28 protein-coding genes are annotated in these 14,090 nt (G+C 55.0%); all 28 read left to right on the forward strand.

Going from position 1 to position 14,090, the window contains the following annotated elements; translation table 11 throughout:
- Positions 1-4: 4 nt before the first annotated feature.
- The 28 genes from rpsJ to rplQ all read left to right on the forward strand — a co-directional run bounded on the left by rpsJ (position 5) and on the right by rplQ (position 13,877).
- Positions 5-316 (forward strand): 30S ribosomal protein S10, encoded by a 312-nt coding sequence (gene rpsJ / locus OR573_01730; protein XGA80402.1) that lies wholly within the window; start codon positions 5-7, stop codon positions 314-316.
- Positions 317-489: 173 nt separating this feature from the next.
- The gene (gene rplC / locus OR573_01735; GenBank protein XGA80403.1) at positions 490-1,128 is read left to right on the forward strand and encodes a 50S ribosomal protein L3; all 639 of its coding nucleotides are present in this window, start codon (positions 490-492) and stop codon (positions 1,126-1,128) included.
- 14 nt (positions 1,129-1,142) lie between these two features.
- A complete protein-coding gene (gene rplD, locus OR573_01740; protein XGA80404.1) occupies positions 1,143-1,748 on the forward strand; it encodes a 50S ribosomal protein L4 in 606 nt (201 codons plus the stop codon).
- The gene (gene rplW, locus OR573_01745) at positions 1,745-2,041 is read left to right on the forward strand and encodes a 50S ribosomal protein L23 (GenBank protein XGA80405.1); all 297 of its coding nucleotides are present in this window, start codon (positions 1,745-1,747) and stop codon (positions 2,039-2,041) included. The genes rplD and rplW overlap by 4 nt, the downstream gene beginning before the upstream one ends.
- A gap of 17 nt (positions 2,042-2,058) precedes the next feature.
- Positions 2,059-2,886: a 50S ribosomal protein L2 gene (gene rplB, locus OR573_01750; protein XGA80406.1), complete on the forward strand. Its 828-nt coding sequence runs from the start codon at positions 2,059-2,061 to the stop codon at positions 2,884-2,886.
- 33 nt (positions 2,887-2,919) lie between these two features.
- Positions 2,920-3,195 (forward strand): 30S ribosomal protein S19, encoded by a 276-nt coding sequence (rpsS, locus tag OR573_01755; protein XGA80407.1) that lies wholly within the window; start codon positions 2,920-2,922, stop codon positions 3,193-3,195.
- A gap of 18 nt (positions 3,196-3,213) precedes the next feature.
- On the forward strand, positions 3,214-3,546 hold the full coding sequence (rplV, locus tag OR573_01760) for a 50S ribosomal protein L22 (GenBank protein XGA80408.1): 333 nt from the start codon (positions 3,214-3,216) through the stop codon (positions 3,544-3,546).
- An 11-nt stretch (positions 3,547-3,557) separates the two neighbouring features.
- Positions 3,558-4,259 carry a 30S ribosomal protein S3 gene (gene rpsC / locus OR573_01765; protein XGA80409.1) on the forward strand — a complete coding sequence of 234 codons (702 nt, stop codon included), beginning with the start codon at positions 3,558-3,560 and terminating at the stop codon, positions 4,257-4,259.
- Positions 4,260-4,274: 15 nt separating this feature from the next.
- Positions 4,275-4,688 (forward strand): 50S ribosomal protein L16, encoded by a 414-nt coding sequence (rplP, locus tag OR573_01770; GenBank protein ID XGA80410.1) that lies wholly within the window; start codon positions 4,275-4,277, stop codon positions 4,686-4,688.
- Positions 4,688-4,879: a 50S ribosomal protein L29 gene (gene rpmC / locus OR573_01775; GenBank protein ID XGA80411.1), complete on the forward strand. Its 192-nt coding sequence runs from the start codon at positions 4,688-4,690 to the stop codon at positions 4,877-4,879. Before rplP ends, rpmC begins: the two co-directional genes overlap by 1 nt.
- A gap of 1 nt (position 4,880) precedes the next feature.
- On the forward strand, positions 4,881-5,141 hold the full coding sequence (gene rpsQ, locus OR573_01780) for a 30S ribosomal protein S17 (protein ID XGA80412.1): 261 nt from the start codon (positions 4,881-4,883) through the stop codon (positions 5,139-5,141).
- Positions 5,142-5,192: 51 nt separating this feature from the next.
- Positions 5,193-5,564 (forward strand): 50S ribosomal protein L14, encoded by a 372-nt coding sequence (gene rplN, locus OR573_01785; GenBank protein XGA80413.1) that lies wholly within the window; start codon positions 5,193-5,195, stop codon positions 5,562-5,564.
- Between the two features lie 14 nt (positions 5,565-5,578).
- Positions 5,579-5,893, forward strand: coding sequence for a 50S ribosomal protein L24 (rplX, locus tag OR573_01790; GenBank protein XGA80414.1), 315 nt, complete (start codon positions 5,579-5,581; stop codon positions 5,891-5,893).
- A gap of 18 nt (positions 5,894-5,911) precedes the next feature.
- Positions 5,912-6,451 (forward strand): 50S ribosomal protein L5, encoded by a 540-nt coding sequence (rplE, locus tag OR573_01795; protein ID XGA80415.1) that lies wholly within the window; start codon positions 5,912-5,914, stop codon positions 6,449-6,451.
- 10 nt (positions 6,452-6,461) lie between these two features.
- Positions 6,462-6,767 carry a 30S ribosomal protein S14 gene (gene rpsN, locus OR573_01800; protein XGA80416.1) on the forward strand — a complete coding sequence of 102 codons (306 nt, stop codon included), beginning with the start codon at positions 6,462-6,464 and terminating at the stop codon, positions 6,765-6,767.
- A gap of 33 nt (positions 6,768-6,800) precedes the next feature.
- Positions 6,801-7,193 (forward strand): 30S ribosomal protein S8, encoded by a 393-nt coding sequence (gene rpsH, locus OR573_01805; GenBank protein XGA80417.1) that lies wholly within the window; start codon positions 6,801-6,803, stop codon positions 7,191-7,193.
- 9 nt (positions 7,194-7,202) lie between these two features.
- Positions 7,203-7,733 carry a 50S ribosomal protein L6 gene (rplF, locus tag OR573_01810; protein XGA80418.1) on the forward strand — a complete coding sequence of 177 codons (531 nt, stop codon included), beginning with the start codon at positions 7,203-7,205 and terminating at the stop codon, positions 7,731-7,733.
- A 9-nt stretch (positions 7,734-7,742) separates the two neighbouring features.
- Entirely contained in the window at positions 7,743-8,093 is a 351-nt protein-coding gene (gene rplR, locus OR573_01815; GenBank protein ID XGA80419.1) for a 50S ribosomal protein L18, read from the forward strand.
- An 11-nt stretch (positions 8,094-8,104) separates the two neighbouring features.
- Positions 8,105-8,605, forward strand: a complete 501-nt coding sequence (gene rpsE / locus OR573_01820) for a 30S ribosomal protein S5 (protein XGA80420.1) — start codon at positions 8,105-8,107, stop codon at positions 8,603-8,605.
- A 5-nt stretch (positions 8,606-8,610) separates the two neighbouring features.
- On the forward strand, positions 8,611-8,793 hold the full coding sequence (rpmD, locus tag OR573_01825) for a 50S ribosomal protein L30 (protein XGA80421.1): 183 nt from the start codon (positions 8,611-8,613) through the stop codon (positions 8,791-8,793).
- Between the two features lie 3 nt (positions 8,794-8,796).
- Complete coding sequence (gene rplO, locus OR573_01830) at positions 8,797-9,231, forward strand: 50S ribosomal protein L15 (GenBank protein ID XGA80422.1); 435 nt, start codon at positions 8,797-8,799, stop codon at positions 9,229-9,231.
- Entirely contained in the window at positions 9,232-10,563 is a 1,332-nt protein-coding gene (secY, locus tag OR573_01835) for a preprotein translocase subunit SecY (protein ID XGA80423.1), read from the forward strand.
- Positions 10,564-10,654: 91 nt separating this feature from the next.
- Positions 10,655-10,768 carry a 50S ribosomal protein L36 gene (rpmJ, locus tag OR573_01840; protein ID XGA80424.1) on the forward strand — a complete coding sequence of 38 codons (114 nt, stop codon included), beginning with the start codon at positions 10,655-10,657 and terminating at the stop codon, positions 10,766-10,768.
- A gap of 141 nt (positions 10,769-10,909) precedes the next feature.
- The gene (gene rpsM / locus OR573_01845; GenBank protein XGA80425.1) at positions 10,910-11,266 is read left to right on the forward strand and encodes a 30S ribosomal protein S13; all 357 of its coding nucleotides are present in this window, start codon (positions 10,910-10,912) and stop codon (positions 11,264-11,266) included.
- A gap of 52 nt (positions 11,267-11,318) precedes the next feature.
- Complete coding sequence (gene rpsK, locus OR573_01850; protein XGA80426.1) at positions 11,319-11,705, forward strand: 30S ribosomal protein S11; 387 nt, start codon at positions 11,319-11,321, stop codon at positions 11,703-11,705.
- A gap of 12 nt (positions 11,706-11,717) precedes the next feature.
- Complete coding sequence (gene rpsD, locus OR573_01855) at positions 11,718-12,338, forward strand: 30S ribosomal protein S4 (GenBank protein ID XGA80427.1); 621 nt, start codon at positions 11,718-11,720, stop codon at positions 12,336-12,338.
- Between the two features lie 117 nt (positions 12,339-12,455).
- Positions 12,456-13,451 (forward strand): DNA-directed RNA polymerase subunit alpha, encoded by a 996-nt coding sequence (gene rpoA / locus OR573_01860; GenBank protein XGA80428.1) that lies wholly within the window; start codon positions 12,456-12,458, stop codon positions 13,449-13,451.
- 39 nt (positions 13,452-13,490) lie between these two features.
- Complete coding sequence (gene rplQ, locus OR573_01865; protein XGA80429.1) at positions 13,491-13,877, forward strand: 50S ribosomal protein L17; 387 nt, start codon at positions 13,491-13,493, stop codon at positions 13,875-13,877.
- Positions 13,878-14,090 lie beyond the last annotated feature (213 nt).

Consider the following 14,090-nt stretch of genomic DNA (forward strand, 5'->3'; position numbering starts at 1 on the left):
GCTAATGCAGAACCAGAAGATTCGCATTCGGTTGAAAGCGTTCGATCATCGCCTGATCGACCAGTCCACTGCGGAAATCGTTGATACCGCAAAGCGTACTGGTGCTCAGGTTCGTGGTCCGATTCCGCTCCCGACCAATCGTGAGCGTTACACCATACTGATCTCTCCGCACGTCAATAAGGACGCGCGTGACCAGTATGAGATTCGTACCCATAAGCGTGTGCTCGACATTGTTGAGCCTACTGAGAAAACAGTTGATGCCCTGATGAAGCTCGATCTCGCTGCTGGCGTAGACGTGCAAATCAAGCTCGACTAATTACACTAGACACTCGCGACCCAGCGCTTTCTGGCTTCATCCTCAGGGTGAGCATCAAGACAACAGAAGCAGCAGTCGCCGCGCCGTGAGGCGCCACACAATGTGCTAGTGGAATGCTCTGGAAAGGGCAGCCATAGCGGGTGACAGCCCCGTACACTATAGGAGAACTGAGAATGACTATCGGTTTGGTCGGTACTAAGGCCGGGATGACCCGCGTCTTTACCGAAGACGGTGCATCTGTGCCCGTAACCGTTATTGAAGTTGATCCTAACCGCGTTACTCGCGTTAAGTCAGTTGAGACTGACGGCTACGCAGCGGTTCAGGTTACAACAGGCTCTCGTAAAGCCAAGCACCTCACCAAAGCGCAAGCGGGTCAGTTTGCCAAGGCAGGTGTTGAGGCTGGTCGTTCCTTGATGGAGTTCCGTCTTGAAGAAGGCGAGCAGGCTCCTGACGTGGGCGGCGAACTCACCGTATCCCTCTTTGAAGCTGGTCAAATGATAGACGTGACCGGTACCTCCAAGGGTAAAGGTTTCCAGGGTGCTGTTAAGCGCTGGAACTTCCGTACCCAAGACAATACTCATGGTAACTCTCTGTCGCACCGCGCGCCGGGCTCCATTGGTATGTGTCAAACTCCTGGGCGTGTATTCAAGGGCAAAAAGATGGCCGGTCAGATGGGCAATGTCCGCTGTACCGTTCAGAGCCTTGAGATCGTGCGCGTCGATGCCGAGCGTAACTTGCTGCTCATCAAGGGTGCTGTACCGGGCGCAACCGGCAGTAATGTCATCGTTCGCAGCGCCGTGAAAGCAGGCTGAAGGGGAGTTTACCAATGAATCTGAATCTTGCTGCAGGTGCGGGTACCGTTGAAGTAGCCGACACCACATTTGGCAAAGAATTCAATGAAGCGCTGGTTCATCAGGTGGTCACGGCTTATCTGGCCGGCGGTCGTCAGGGAACCCGCGCTCAGAAGAATCGCTCTGACGTGCGTGGTGGTGGTAAGAAGCCATGGCGTCAAAAAGGTACTGGCCGCGCACGTGCTGGTACCATTCGTTCCCCGCTGTGGCGCAGTGGTGGCGTAACTTTCGCGGCGAGCCCTCAGGACCACAGCCAGAAAGTTAACCGCAAAATGTACCGCGCAGCGATGCGCTCCATCCTGTCTGAGCTCGTTCGTCAAGAGCGTCTAGTGGCAGTGGAAGAGTTTCTCGTTGATGCGCCCAAGACCAAGCAGGTCGCTGCCAAGCTGAAAGAGCTGGATCTGGAAAAGGTCCTGATCGTCACTGAAGAAGTTGATGAGAAGCTCTATCTGGCCGCACGTAACCTTCCGCATGTGGATGTGGTGGATGTTGCTGCCGCTGACCCGGTGAGCCTGGTCGCCTTTGACAAGGTGTTGGTCACCGTCTCCGCCCTGCGTAAATTCGAGGAGAAGCTGGCATGAACCAGGAACGCGTATTCAAGGTTCTGCTCGGGCCGCACGTGACCGAAAAGGCCGCGATGGCAGCTGAGCGCAATCAGTACGTTTTCAAGGTGGCGAGCGACGCTACCAAGCCTGAGATCAAAAAAGCGGTTGAAGCACTGTTCGACAAGAAAGTCGCCAGTGTTCAGACGCTGAACGTCAAAGGCAAGACGAAGCGTACCGCAAATGGTGTTGGCATGCGCAAAGGGTATCGCAAAGCGTATGTCACCCTGGCCGCGGGCGAAACGCTCGAAGACTTCTCTGGCGCCGAATAAGGGCAGGAGTACGGATAATGGCAATCGTCAAGACCAAACCCACATCCGCCGGTCGTCGCCACGTCGTTAAGATTGTTGGCGAGACGCTTTACAAGGGCCGTGCCTATGCACCGCTTCTGGAAAAGCAGTCCAAGTCCGGTGGGCGTAACAACTACGGCCGCATCACTACCCGCCACGTGGGCGGTGGTCACCGTCAGCACTATCGGCTGATCGATTTCAAACGCACCAAGGATGGCATTCCGGCCACCGTTGAGCGTCTGGAACATGATCCCAACCGCAGTGCACATATTGCGCTGCTGAAGTATGCCGATGGTGAGCGTCGTTACATCATTGCACCGAAAGGTGTCAGCGCGGGTGACGTGCTGGAATCTGGTGTTAACGCGCCGATCAGGAAAGGCAATGCGTTGCCGCTGCGCAACATCCCGTTGGGTTCTACCGTTCACGGTATCGAGCTCAAGCCGGGTAAAGGTGCGCAGATTGCTCGCAGCGCCGGTACTAGCGCACAGCTGGTTGCGCGTGAAGGCAATTACGCCACCTTGCGCCTTCGCTCCGGCGAAATGCGTAAAGTGTTGGCAGAGTGCCGCGCGACCCTGGGTGAAGTAAGTAACTCTGAGCACAGCCTGCGTCAACTTGGCAAGGCCGGTGCGAAGCGCTGGAGAGGCGTACGTCCCACCGTTCGCGGTGTTGCGATGAACCCGGTAGACCACCCGCATGGTGGTGGTGAAGGCCGCACCAGTGGTGGCCGTCATCCGGTCACGCCATGGGGTGTCCCGACCAAGGGTCATAAGACGCGTAAGAACAAGCGCACCGACAAACTGATCATCCGTCGCCGTAAGGCTCGGTGATTGAACTTGCCAAGAAATTAAGAGGTAACGGCTGTGCCACGTTCACTAAAGAAAGGTCCCTTTATTGACCTTCATCTTTTGAAGAAGGTCGAGGTTGCAGTGGAAAAGAACGACCGTAAACCGATCAAGACCTGGTCGCGTCGTTCGATGATCCTACCGAACATGGTAGGTCTGACCATTGCAGTACATAACGGTCGCCAACACGTCCCGGTGCATGTCTCCGAGGAAATGGTTGGTCACAAGCTAGGCGAATTCGCTGCCACCCGCACTTACCGTGGGCACGTAGCGGACAAGAAAGCCAAACGGTAAGCCAGAGAGGATTGAGAGATGGAAGTCACAGCTAAGTTGCGTGGCGCTCGTTTATCCGCCCAGAAGGCCCGTTTGGTGGCTGACCAGGTGCGCGGTAAACCGGTCGCCGAGGCACTCGACCTGCTGACCTTCTCACCGAAGAAGGCTGCCAAATTGGTCAAGAAAGTGCTGCAGTCCGCCATTGCAAACGCGGAAGAAAATAACGGCATGGATATCGACGAGCTGCGTGTATCGACCATCTGCGTCGATGAGGGCATGACGCTCAAGCGTATCAAGCCGCGTGCCAAAGGGCGTGCGGATCGTATCTTGAAGCGCACCTGTCACATCACCGTCAAGGTAGCCGAGAAGTAGGAGTCGACCAGATGGGTCAGAAAGTCAATCCAACAGGCATTCGACTGGGCATCGTCAAAGACCATGCTTCTGTCTGGTATGCCGAGCGCGGCGCTTACGCCGATAAGCTCAATAACGATCTCGCAGTGCGTAGCTTCCTGGAAGAGCGTCTGAAAAACGCCTCCGTGAGCCGCATTAATATCGAGCGTCCAGCTAATAACGCCCGCATCACCATTCACACTGCCCGTCCGGGTATCGTGATTGGCAAGAAGGGTGAAGACGTTGATCGTCTGCGTCGTGATCTCGGCGAGATGATGGGCGTACCGGTTCATGTGAACATCGAAGAAGTTCGCAAGCCGGAACTGGATGCCAAACTGGTAGCTGCTAACGTTGCCGGTCAGCTCGAACGCCGTGTCATGTTCCGTCGCGCTATGAAGCGTGCGGTACAGAACGCAATGCGTCTCGGTGCTGGCGGTATCAAGATCCAGCTGTCAGGCCGCTTGGGTGGTGCTGAAATCGCACGTACTGAATGGTACCGCGAAGGTCGCGTTCCGCTGCACACGTTGCGTGCGGATATCGACTACGCCACTTACGAAGCTCACACCACCTACGGCGTTATCGGCGTCAAAGTGTGGATCTTCAAGGGTGAAATCCTCGGTGGTATCGAGGAAGTACGTGCCAGGGCCAAGCAACAGCCCGCCGGCAACGCGCCCAAGAAGAAAGGTTCCAAGTAAGGGGAGAGCGAGTCGATGTTACAGCCCAAGCGTTTAAAATTCCGTAAAGTGCAGAAAGGTCGTAACCGCGGCCTGGCACAGCGCGGAAGCAAGATTAGCTTCGGGGAGTATGGCCTCAAGGCTACCGGTCGCGGCCGCATCACTGCGCGTCAGATCGAAGCCGGCCGTCGTGCGATCACACGTCACGTTAAGCGTGGCGGCAAGATCTGGATCCGCGTATTCCCTGATAAGCCGATCTCCAAAAAGCCACTCGAAGTTCGTATGGGTAAAGGTAAAGGTTCAGTCGAGTACTGGGTAGCCCAAATCCAGCCGGGTCGGGTCCTGTATGAGATTGAAGGTGTGTCAGAAGAGCTCGCGCGTGAAGCGTTTGAGCTGGCCGCCCAGAAAATGCCCATATCCACCACCTTTGCGAAACGGACGGTGATGTGATGAAAGCCCAAGAAATTCGTGAAAAGTCAGTCGGAGAGCTTCAGGAACAGCTCCTCGAACTCCTCCGCGAGCAGTTTAACCTGCGCATGCAGAAGGCCACCGGCCAACTGAGCCAGACTCATCTGCTCAAGCAGGTCCGTCGGGATATTGCCCGCGTGAAGACTGTGCTTAACGAGAAGGCAGGTGACTGAGATGGCCGAAGAAAAGAAAGCCCGTACACTCACCGGTAAAGTGGTGAGTGACAAGATGGACAAGTCCATCGTCGTAATGATCGAGCGTCGTGAGCGTCACCCGATCTACGGAAAATACGTAAAGCGCTCCACCAAGTTGCACGCCCACGATGAGTCGAATCAGGCGAAGGCTGGCGACACGGTCTCTATTCAAGAGTGCCGTCCGCTGTCCAAGAAGAAAGCCTGGACCCTCATTGAGGTGGTCGAGCAGGCTAAAGGTTAATTGCCTGCGCCTGTTCAACCAGTGCAGTCAGATTAGGTTTGGAGAAAACCGATGATTCAGACTCAGACAATGCTGGATGTCGCTGACAACAGCGGAGCGCGCCGGGTGCAATGCATCAAGGTGTTAGGCGGTTCACACCGCCGCTACGCTCGCGTTGGTGACGTCATCAAAGTATCAGTAAAAGAGGCGATCCCGCGTGGCAAGGTCAAGAAAGGCCAGGTCATGAAAGCGGTTGTCGTCCGTACCAAGAGCGGCGTCCGTCGTCCTGACGGTTCGCTGATCCGTTTCGACGGGAATGCGGCGGTTCTGTTGAATAACACCAACGAACAGCCGGTCGGGACCCGTATTTTCGGGCCGGTCACTCGTGAACTTCGTAATGAAAAGTTCATGAAGATCATTTCCTTGGCGCCTGAAGTGCTGTAAGGAGCGAGGCGGATATGCAAAAGATCAAACGTGACGATGAAGTCATCGTCATCGCCGGGAAGGATAAAGGCAAGCGTGGCACCGTTAAGCGGGTATTAGAAAACCGTTTTGTGGTGTCCGGTGTGAATATGATCAAGCGTCACACCAAGCCAAATCCCATGGCGGGAAATCAGGGCGGTATCGTTGAGCGTGAGGCTCCGATTCACGCGTCCAACGTAGCCATCTTCAATTCGGAGACCGGTAAGGCGGATCGCGTCGGGTTCCAAGTCCAGGAAGACGGTACCAAGGTACGTATCTACAAGTCGACGCAGACGCAGATCGACGCCTAACGTGAGTCGGGTAGCAAAATGGCGAACTTGAAAGAACGTTATCAAAACGAGGTTGTAGCTAAACTGAAAGAAGAGTTCAGCTACGCCAACGTAATGCAGGTACCCCGGATCACGAAAGTGACCCTTAATATGGGTATCGGTGAAGCGGTCAGCGATAAAAAGCTGATCGATAATGCCATCGGCGATCTGGAGAAGCTTTCCGGTCAAAAGCCGCTGGTGACCAAGGCACGCAAGTCCATCGCGGGCTTCAAGGTGCGTGAAGGTTGGCCTATCGGTGTCAAGGTCACACTGCGCAGCGAGCGTATGTGGGACTTCCTGGACCGTCTGGTCAACATCGCGATTCCTCGCGTGCGTGACTTCCGTGGTCTCAACCCGAAGTCTTTTGACGGTCGTGGCAATTACTCAATGGGTGTGCGTGAGCAGATCATCTTCCCGGAGCTCGAGTATGATAAGATCGATCGTATCCGGGGGTTGGATGTCACCATCACCACTACCGCCAACACCGATGAGGAAGGTCGTGCACTCTTGCGTGCGCTGAACTTCCCCTTCAAAAAATAAGGGTTGGATCATGGCAAAGAAAAGCATGGTAGAGCGTGAGCTCAAGCGCACAAACCTGGTAGCCAAATACGCTGCCAAGCGCGCTGAACTCAAAGCAATCATCCAGGACGTTAACGCTTCCGACGAAGAGCGCTTCGACGCGCAGCTTAAGCTGCAGCAACTGCCGCGCGATTCAAGCCCGGTACGTCAGCGTAATCGCTGCCGCGTTACCGGCCGTCCGCACGGTTTCTATAACAAGTTCGGCCTCGGCCGTAACAAGCTGCGTGAAGCCGCCATGCGTGGCGACGTCCCTGGCCTTAAAAAGTCCAGCTGGTAAGTGCCACGTAGAATCATCAGGAGCGCACATTAAATGAGCATGCAAGACACTCTGGCGGATATGTTTACCCGTATCCGCAATGCGCAGATGGCCACCAAGGAGACGGCAACCATGCCGTCCTCCAAGTTGAAAGTGGAAGTGGCCCGCGTGCTGAAAGAAGAGGGCTACATCACTGATTACTCAGTGGCTGAAAGCAGCAAGCCCGAATTGACCGTGACTCTCAAGTACTTTGAGGGCAAGCCGGTTATCGACCACATCCAGCGGGTTTCCAAGCCGTCTCTGCGCCAGTATAAGGGCAAAGACAACCTGCCCAAGGTCGCCGATGGTCTGGGTATCGCGATTGTCACCACCTCCAATGGTGTGATGACCGATCGTGCCGCACGCCAGGCGGGTGTCGGTGGCGAAGTCATCTGCACCGTATTCTAGGAGGCTGGAATGTCCCGCATAGCGAAATATCCGGTTAAACTGCCCGCTGGCGTTGAGGTCAAGCTTGACGCAGGCACAGTGACCGTCAAAGGTGGTCAAGGTACGCTTTCCATGCAGATTCACGATGATGTCGTGATCGCGCAGGAAGACGGCCAGCTGACCTTCGCGCCGAGTGAATCGGCGAAAAGCTGGGCAATGGCCGGTACTACCCGCGCCTTGGTTCAGAACCTGGTCACGGGCGTATCCGAGGGTTTTACAAGATCCCTCGAAATTGTTGGCGTCGGTTATCGTGCCCAAGTAAAGGGCCAGACGCTCAATCTTTCACTGGGCTTCTCGCACCCGGTCGACTACGAACTGCCTGAAGGTGTCTCAGCGGAAACGCCGAAGAACACCGTTATCGTGCTGAAAAGCGCGGACAAGCAGAAGCTCGGTCAGTGCGCCGCGGAAATCCGCGCCTTCCGTCCCCCTGAGCCGTATAAAGGCAAGGGTGTTCGGTACGCCGACGAGCAGGTGCGTCGCAAAGAAGCCAAGAAGAAGTAAGGCAGGGTTATGAACGCGAAGAAAGAATCTCGTCTCCGTCGTGCCCGCCGTGCTCGCGCCAAGATCCGCGAGCTAGGCGCGTTCCGCCTGTGCGTCAACCGTACCCCGCGTCACATCTATGCGCAGATTATCTCGCCGGATGGTGGCAAAGTGCTGGCCAGTGCATCTACGCTGGACAAAGCGCTTCGCGAGGGTGCAACCGGTAATACAGAGGCTGCCACGAAAGTCGGCGCCCTGATTGCCGAACGCGCAAAAGAAGCAGGCATCACCCAGGTGGCCTTCGATCGTGCTGGCTTTATGTATCACGGTCGCGTCAAGGCTCTGGCCGACGCCGCACGTGAAGGCGGCCTGGAATTCTAAAGGGTTTTACGATGGCGAAGAACGAACAGCAAAACGGTGATCTGCAGGAAAAGCTCGTGCAGGTCAACCGTGTCGCCAAGGTGGTCAAGGGTGGTCGTATTTTCGGCTTTACCGCACTGACCGTCGTTGGTGATGGTAAAGGTCGTGTCGGCTTTGGTCGTGGTAAGGCACGTGAAGTGCCGGTTGCCATTCAAAAGGCGATGGAACAAGCGCGTCGCAACATGGTCAAGGTAAACCTTGCAGGCCACACGCTGCAGTACCCGGTAAAAGCCCGTCACGGTGCTTCCAAGGTGTACATGCAGCCGGCTTCCGAAGGTACCGGTATCATCGCAGGCGGCGCCATGCGCTCAGTACTTGAGCTCGCTGGCGTCCACGATGTACTGGCCAAGTGCTACGGTTCTACCAACCCGGTCAACGTTGTCCGCGCAACCGTCAATGGTCTCGCGTCAATGCAGGCACCGGAAGACGTGGCTGCCAAGCGTGGCCTGTCTGTCGAAGCGATCACGGGGTGAATACCATGGCAGCAACGATCAAGGTTACCCAGGTCCGCAGCACCATCGGCATTCTGCCCAAGCACAAAGCCACTATCATGGGCTTGGGTCTGCGTCGCATCGGTCACACGGTTGAACTGGAAGACACCCCCGCCGTACGCGGCATGATCCACAAGGTAACCTACCTTGTGCGCGTTGAGGGAGAGTAATCCATGAAACTCAATACTCTGAGCCCGGCACCGGGCTCAAAGCAGGCTGAAAAGCGTGTTGGTCGTGGTATCGGTTCCGGTCTGGGTAAGACCGGTGGCCGTGGCCACAAAGGCCAGAAATCACGCAGTGGCGGCAGCGTCAAGCCAGGTTTTGAAGGCGGTCAGATGCCGTTGCAGCGTCGCCTGCCGAAATTTGGTTTTACCTCTGCCAAGTCACTGGTATCTGAAGAAGTGCGTGTGGCTGAGCTGGCGAAAGTAGCCGGTGATGAAGTCACTTTGGACACACTGAAAGATGCCAACGTGCTGAAGGACTCTACGCGTCATGCGAAGATTATCCTGTCAGGCGATCTCAACAAAGCGGTTACGGTTCGCGGCATCAAGTGCACCAAGGGTGCGCGGGCTGCTATCGAAGCCGCTGGCGGAAAGGTAGAGGACTAAATGGCCAAGTCAGGAAATATGCCGGCGATGGGCAGCGGTCTGAGTGAACTATGGGCGCGTCTGCGCTTCGTGCTCCTCGCCATTGTGGTCTACCGTATCGGTGCCCACATTCCCGTACCCGGTATCAATCCTGACCAGCTTGCTGCCTTGTTCAGGGAGCAACAGGGCACCATTCTGGGCATGTTCAACATGTTCTCGGGTGGTGCACTGGAGCGCATGAGTGTCCTCGCGCTGGGTATAATGCCCTATATTTCCGCGTCGATTATCATGCAGCTGATGTCCGCGGTTTCTCCTCATCTTGAACAGCTCAAGAAGGAAGGGGAAGCCGGCCGCCGCAAGATCAGTCAGTACACCCGCTACGGCACGGTGATACTGGCATTGGTTCAGGCCACCGGTATGTCGGTGGGCTTGGCTAGTCAGGGAATTGCCTACAGCGCTGACTTCAGCTTCTATTTCACTGCTATTGTCACCTTTGTGTCAGGTGCGGTGTTCATGATGTGGCTGGGCGAGCAGATTACCGAAAAAGGCATCGGCAACGGTATCTCACTGCTGATCTTTGCCGGTATCGTCGCCGGGCTTCCTGGTGGCATCGGTCAGGCTTTCGAGCTTGCCCGTAATGAAGGCGCCTGGAATGTACTGCCGCTGTTGGCTTTGTCTGCACTAGGTATCGCCACTGTGGCGTTCGTGGTATTCATCGAGCGCGGCCAACGCCGCCTCAAGGTGAACTATCCACGTCGTCAGGTGGGAAACAAGATGTATGCAGGCCAAAGCAGTTATCTGCCTCTGAAAGTCAATATGGCCGGGGTAATTCCGGCTATCTTTGCTTCCAGTATTCTACTGTTTCCGGCGTCGATCGGTCAGTGGATGGGGGCAGGTGAAGGCATGGAGTGGCTGCAGCGCGCATCACAGGCGCTCGGCCCGGGTCAACCGCTTTATATCTTGCTTTTCGCGGCGGCAGTGGTATTCTTCTGCTTCTTTTACACAGCGCTGGTCTTTAACCCTAAAGATGTGGCTGACAATCTTAAAAAGTCAGGCGCCTTCTTGCCGGGTATACGTCCAGGTGAGCAGACTGCTCGCTACATAGATAAGGTTATGACACGTCTGACCTTGTTCGGTGCACTGTACATCACCGCAGTTTCTCTGATGCCCCAGTTTTTGATTGTGGCCTGGAATGTTCCGTTCTTCTTTGGCGGTACATCCCTGTTGATTGTCGTGGTGGTTATCATGGACTTCATGGCTCAGGTGCAATCGCATTTGATGTCCAATCAGTACGATTCAGTAATGAAGAAGTCCAACCTGAAAGGCTACGGCAGCGGCGGCATCATGCGCTGAGGCGATGTCCAACGCTTTAATACCCGTGAGGGAAGCCCCTCGGCAAACAGTGCCGAGGGCGCACCGCGAGACGGTTTTTGGAGAAAGATCGATGAAAGTTCGAGCTTCCGTAAAGAAAATGTGCCGTAACTGCAAGATTATCCGTCGCAATGGCGCTGTACGCGTTATTTGCACGGAGCCTCGGCACAAGCAGCGTCAGGGTTAATCCTGGCCTGAACATGCTGGCGTCAGGGTCTCTGCTACCTGGCTGGTTGCATTGCTTGCAATTCAGTTCTGGTAGAGGTATCCTGTTGCGCCTTTTAAAGATGAACAAACGAGCAAGCCGCTCAAACTTCGGAGTAAGCTGATGGCCCGTATTGCAGGCGTCAATATCCCGGACAACAAGCATGCGGCGATCTCGCTGACCTACATCTTCGGGATTGGCCGTACCCGTGCTGAGCACATCTGTGCTGCAGCCGGCATCGCGCCGACTACCAAGATTCAGAACCTGTCCAGTGAAGAACTGGATACCGTTCGTTCTGAAGTTGGTAAGTATACCGTAGAAGGCGACCTACGCCGTGATGTCACGCTGAATATCAAGCGTCTCATGGATTTAGGTTGCTACCGTGGTCTGCGTCATCGCCGTAGTCTTCCGCTGCGTGGTCAGCGGACCAAGACTAACGCGCGTACCCGTAAGGGCCCGCGTAAGCCGATCCGCAAATAATACGCAGGCTCTTTAATAGAGAGTTGGCGTAAAGACAGGAATAGACATCAACATGGCTAACCCGCGTAGTAACCGTAAAAAGGTTAAAAAGCAGGTAGTGGACGCCGTAGCGCATATCCACGCCTCTTTTAACAACACGATCGTGACGATCACAGACCGCCAGGGCAATGCTCTTTCATGGGCAACTGCCGGTGGTTCGGGTTTTCGTGGTTCTCGCAAGAGCACCCCGTTTGCTGCTCAAGTAGCAAGTGAACGTGCAGCAACTGCTGCAGCCGAGTATGGTGTGAAAAACGTCGATGTGCTGGTCAAAGGCCCAGGTCCCGGTCGTGAATCCGCCGTGCGCGCTCTTAATGCCGCCGGCTTCCGCGTGCAAAGCATCACTGACGCGACGCCCATTCCCCATAATGGCTGCCGTCCGCCTAAGAAACGCCGCGTTTAAGGAGACAGATTCATGGCTCGTTATATTGGACCGAAGTGCAAACTGTCTCGTCGTGAAGGCACAGACCTCTTTTTGAAGAGCGGTGTGACTCCCTTCGAGAAAAAGTGTAAATCCGAACAGATTCCGGGTGTACACGGCCAGCGTCGTCAGCGTCTTTCCGACTACGGCTTGCAGCTTCGCGAGAAGCAGAAAGTGCGCCGTATGTATGGCGTACTCGAAAAGCAGTTCCGTAACTACTACAAAGAAGCCGCTCGCCTGAAAGGTGCGACGGGTGAAGTATTGTTGCAGTTGCTCGAATCCCGACTGGATAACGTCGTCTACCGCATGGGCTTTGGCTCGACCCGCTCAGAAGCACGTCAGCTGGTCAGTCATAAGGCAATTGCTGTGAACGGCAAAACCGTTAACGTGGCTTCCTATCAGGTCAAGCCAGGTGACGTTGTTTCCGTTCGCGAAAAGGCGAAGAATCAGGCTCGCATTCAAAGCGCTATGGCCCTAGCGGCCAACCGTGGCGATGTGATCTGGATCGAAACAGACGCCAAGAAGATGGAAGGCACTTTCAAGGCTCTGCCTGAACGCGGTGACCTGACTGCCGACATCAACGAAAATCTGATCGTCGAGCTGTACTCGAAGTAAGTCTTGACTGGCTTCTTCATGTCCGGGCGTGGTGCCTAACCCGCCCGGTTATTCTGGATTGTCCTACTGACTTTCCAGAGTGCTCAGAACCCGTTTGGCAGCCTGAAAGGTGTTTTTATGCAGCGTTCAGTGACAGAGTTTCTCCGTCCTCGCGACATCAAGGTCGAAGAAATTAGCGCACATCATGCCAAGATCGTTCTCGAACCGTTCGAGCGCGGCTTTGGTCACACTCTTGGGAATGCACTGCGTCGCATTCTGCTTTCGTCCATGCCCGGTGCCGCCGTGGTTGAGGCTGAAATTGCAGGTGTCGAGCATGAATACAGTGCCATCGAAGGAGTGCAGGAGGACGTTATCGAAATCCTCCTGAACCTTAAAGATGTTGCGATCAAGATGCACAGCCGCGATGAGGCGGTGCTCTCGCTGAACAAGCAGGGCCCAGCCGTCGTCACTGCTGGCGACATTGCACTTGATCACAGCGTTGAAATCGTCAACCCGGATCACGTCATTGCGCACGTAAACGAAGGTGCCGAGCTGAAAATTCAGCTTAAAGTGGCACTGGGGCGCGGCTACGAGCCTGCTGATGTTCGTGGTTCAGATGATGAATCACGGGCGATTGGCCGCCTGCAGCTGGATGCTACTTTCAGCCCTGTGCGTCGTGTTTCTTATGCCGTTGAAGCAGCCCGTGTCGAGCAGCGTACTGACCTCGATAAGCTGATTATCGATCTGGAAACAGATGGCACCCTGGATCCAGAAGAGGCTATCCGCCGCAGTGCGACCATCCTGCAAGAGCAGTTGGCCGCCTTCGTTGACCTTGAAGCTGATAAAGAGCAAGAAGTCGAAGAGGAAGAGGATCATGTTGATCCGATTCTACTGCGCCCCGTAGACGATCTTGAGTTGACTGTTCGCAGCGCGAACTGCCTGAAAGCCGAGAATATCTATTACATTGGTGATCTGATTCAGCGTACCGAAGTTGAGCTGCTGAAGACACCCAATCTCGGCAAGAAGTCCTTGAATGAAATCAAGGATGTACTGGCAGCACGTGGCTTGTCCCTCGGCATGCGGTTAGAGAACTGGCCGCCAGCAAGCCTGAAGGACGACAAGGCCTCCGCGTGAGCGTCATCTTGAGTCCCAGTTTGGTAAGGAATCACAACCATGCGTCATCGTAAGAGTGGTCGTCATTTAAATCGTACCAGCTCGCACCGTCAGGCCATGTTCAAGAACATGTCTGTATCACTGGTCGAGCATGAAATTATCAAGACAACCCTGCCGAAAGCCAAAGAGTTGCGTCGCGTCATTGAGCCGCTGATTACTCTGGCCAAGCAGGATAGCGTTGCCAACCGTCGTCTGGCGTTTTCCCGCACGCGTTCCAAGGAAACTGTGGGCAAACTGTTCAACGAACTGGGTCCGCGTTATGCCGAGCGTCCGGGTGGTTACATCCGTATTCTCAAGTGCGGTTTCCGCACTGGTGATAACGCACCAATGGCTTACGTTGAACTGGTAGACCGCCCCATGGTGGAAGACGTCGCCGTCGAAGATTAAGTTCTGTTTCGACGCAAGGGTGACGGTAAAACCGGCCTGATATCTCTGGCATAATGCCAGCGACTATCAGGCCGGTTTTTTTTGCTGCATTTTTTATATTGCTGATGTGACTGGATGACAGATACAGATAGCTTAAAAACCGCTATTCTCTATGTCAGTAATAGCAGTAACGCTCACCCAGTTACTGGATAGTTTGTTATCAACAAGGAACTC

The sequence above is a fragment of the Halomonas sp. CH40 genome (genome assembly GCA_041875495.1).
GTDB lineage: Bacteria > Pseudomonadota > Gammaproteobacteria > Pseudomonadales > Halomonadaceae > Vreelandella.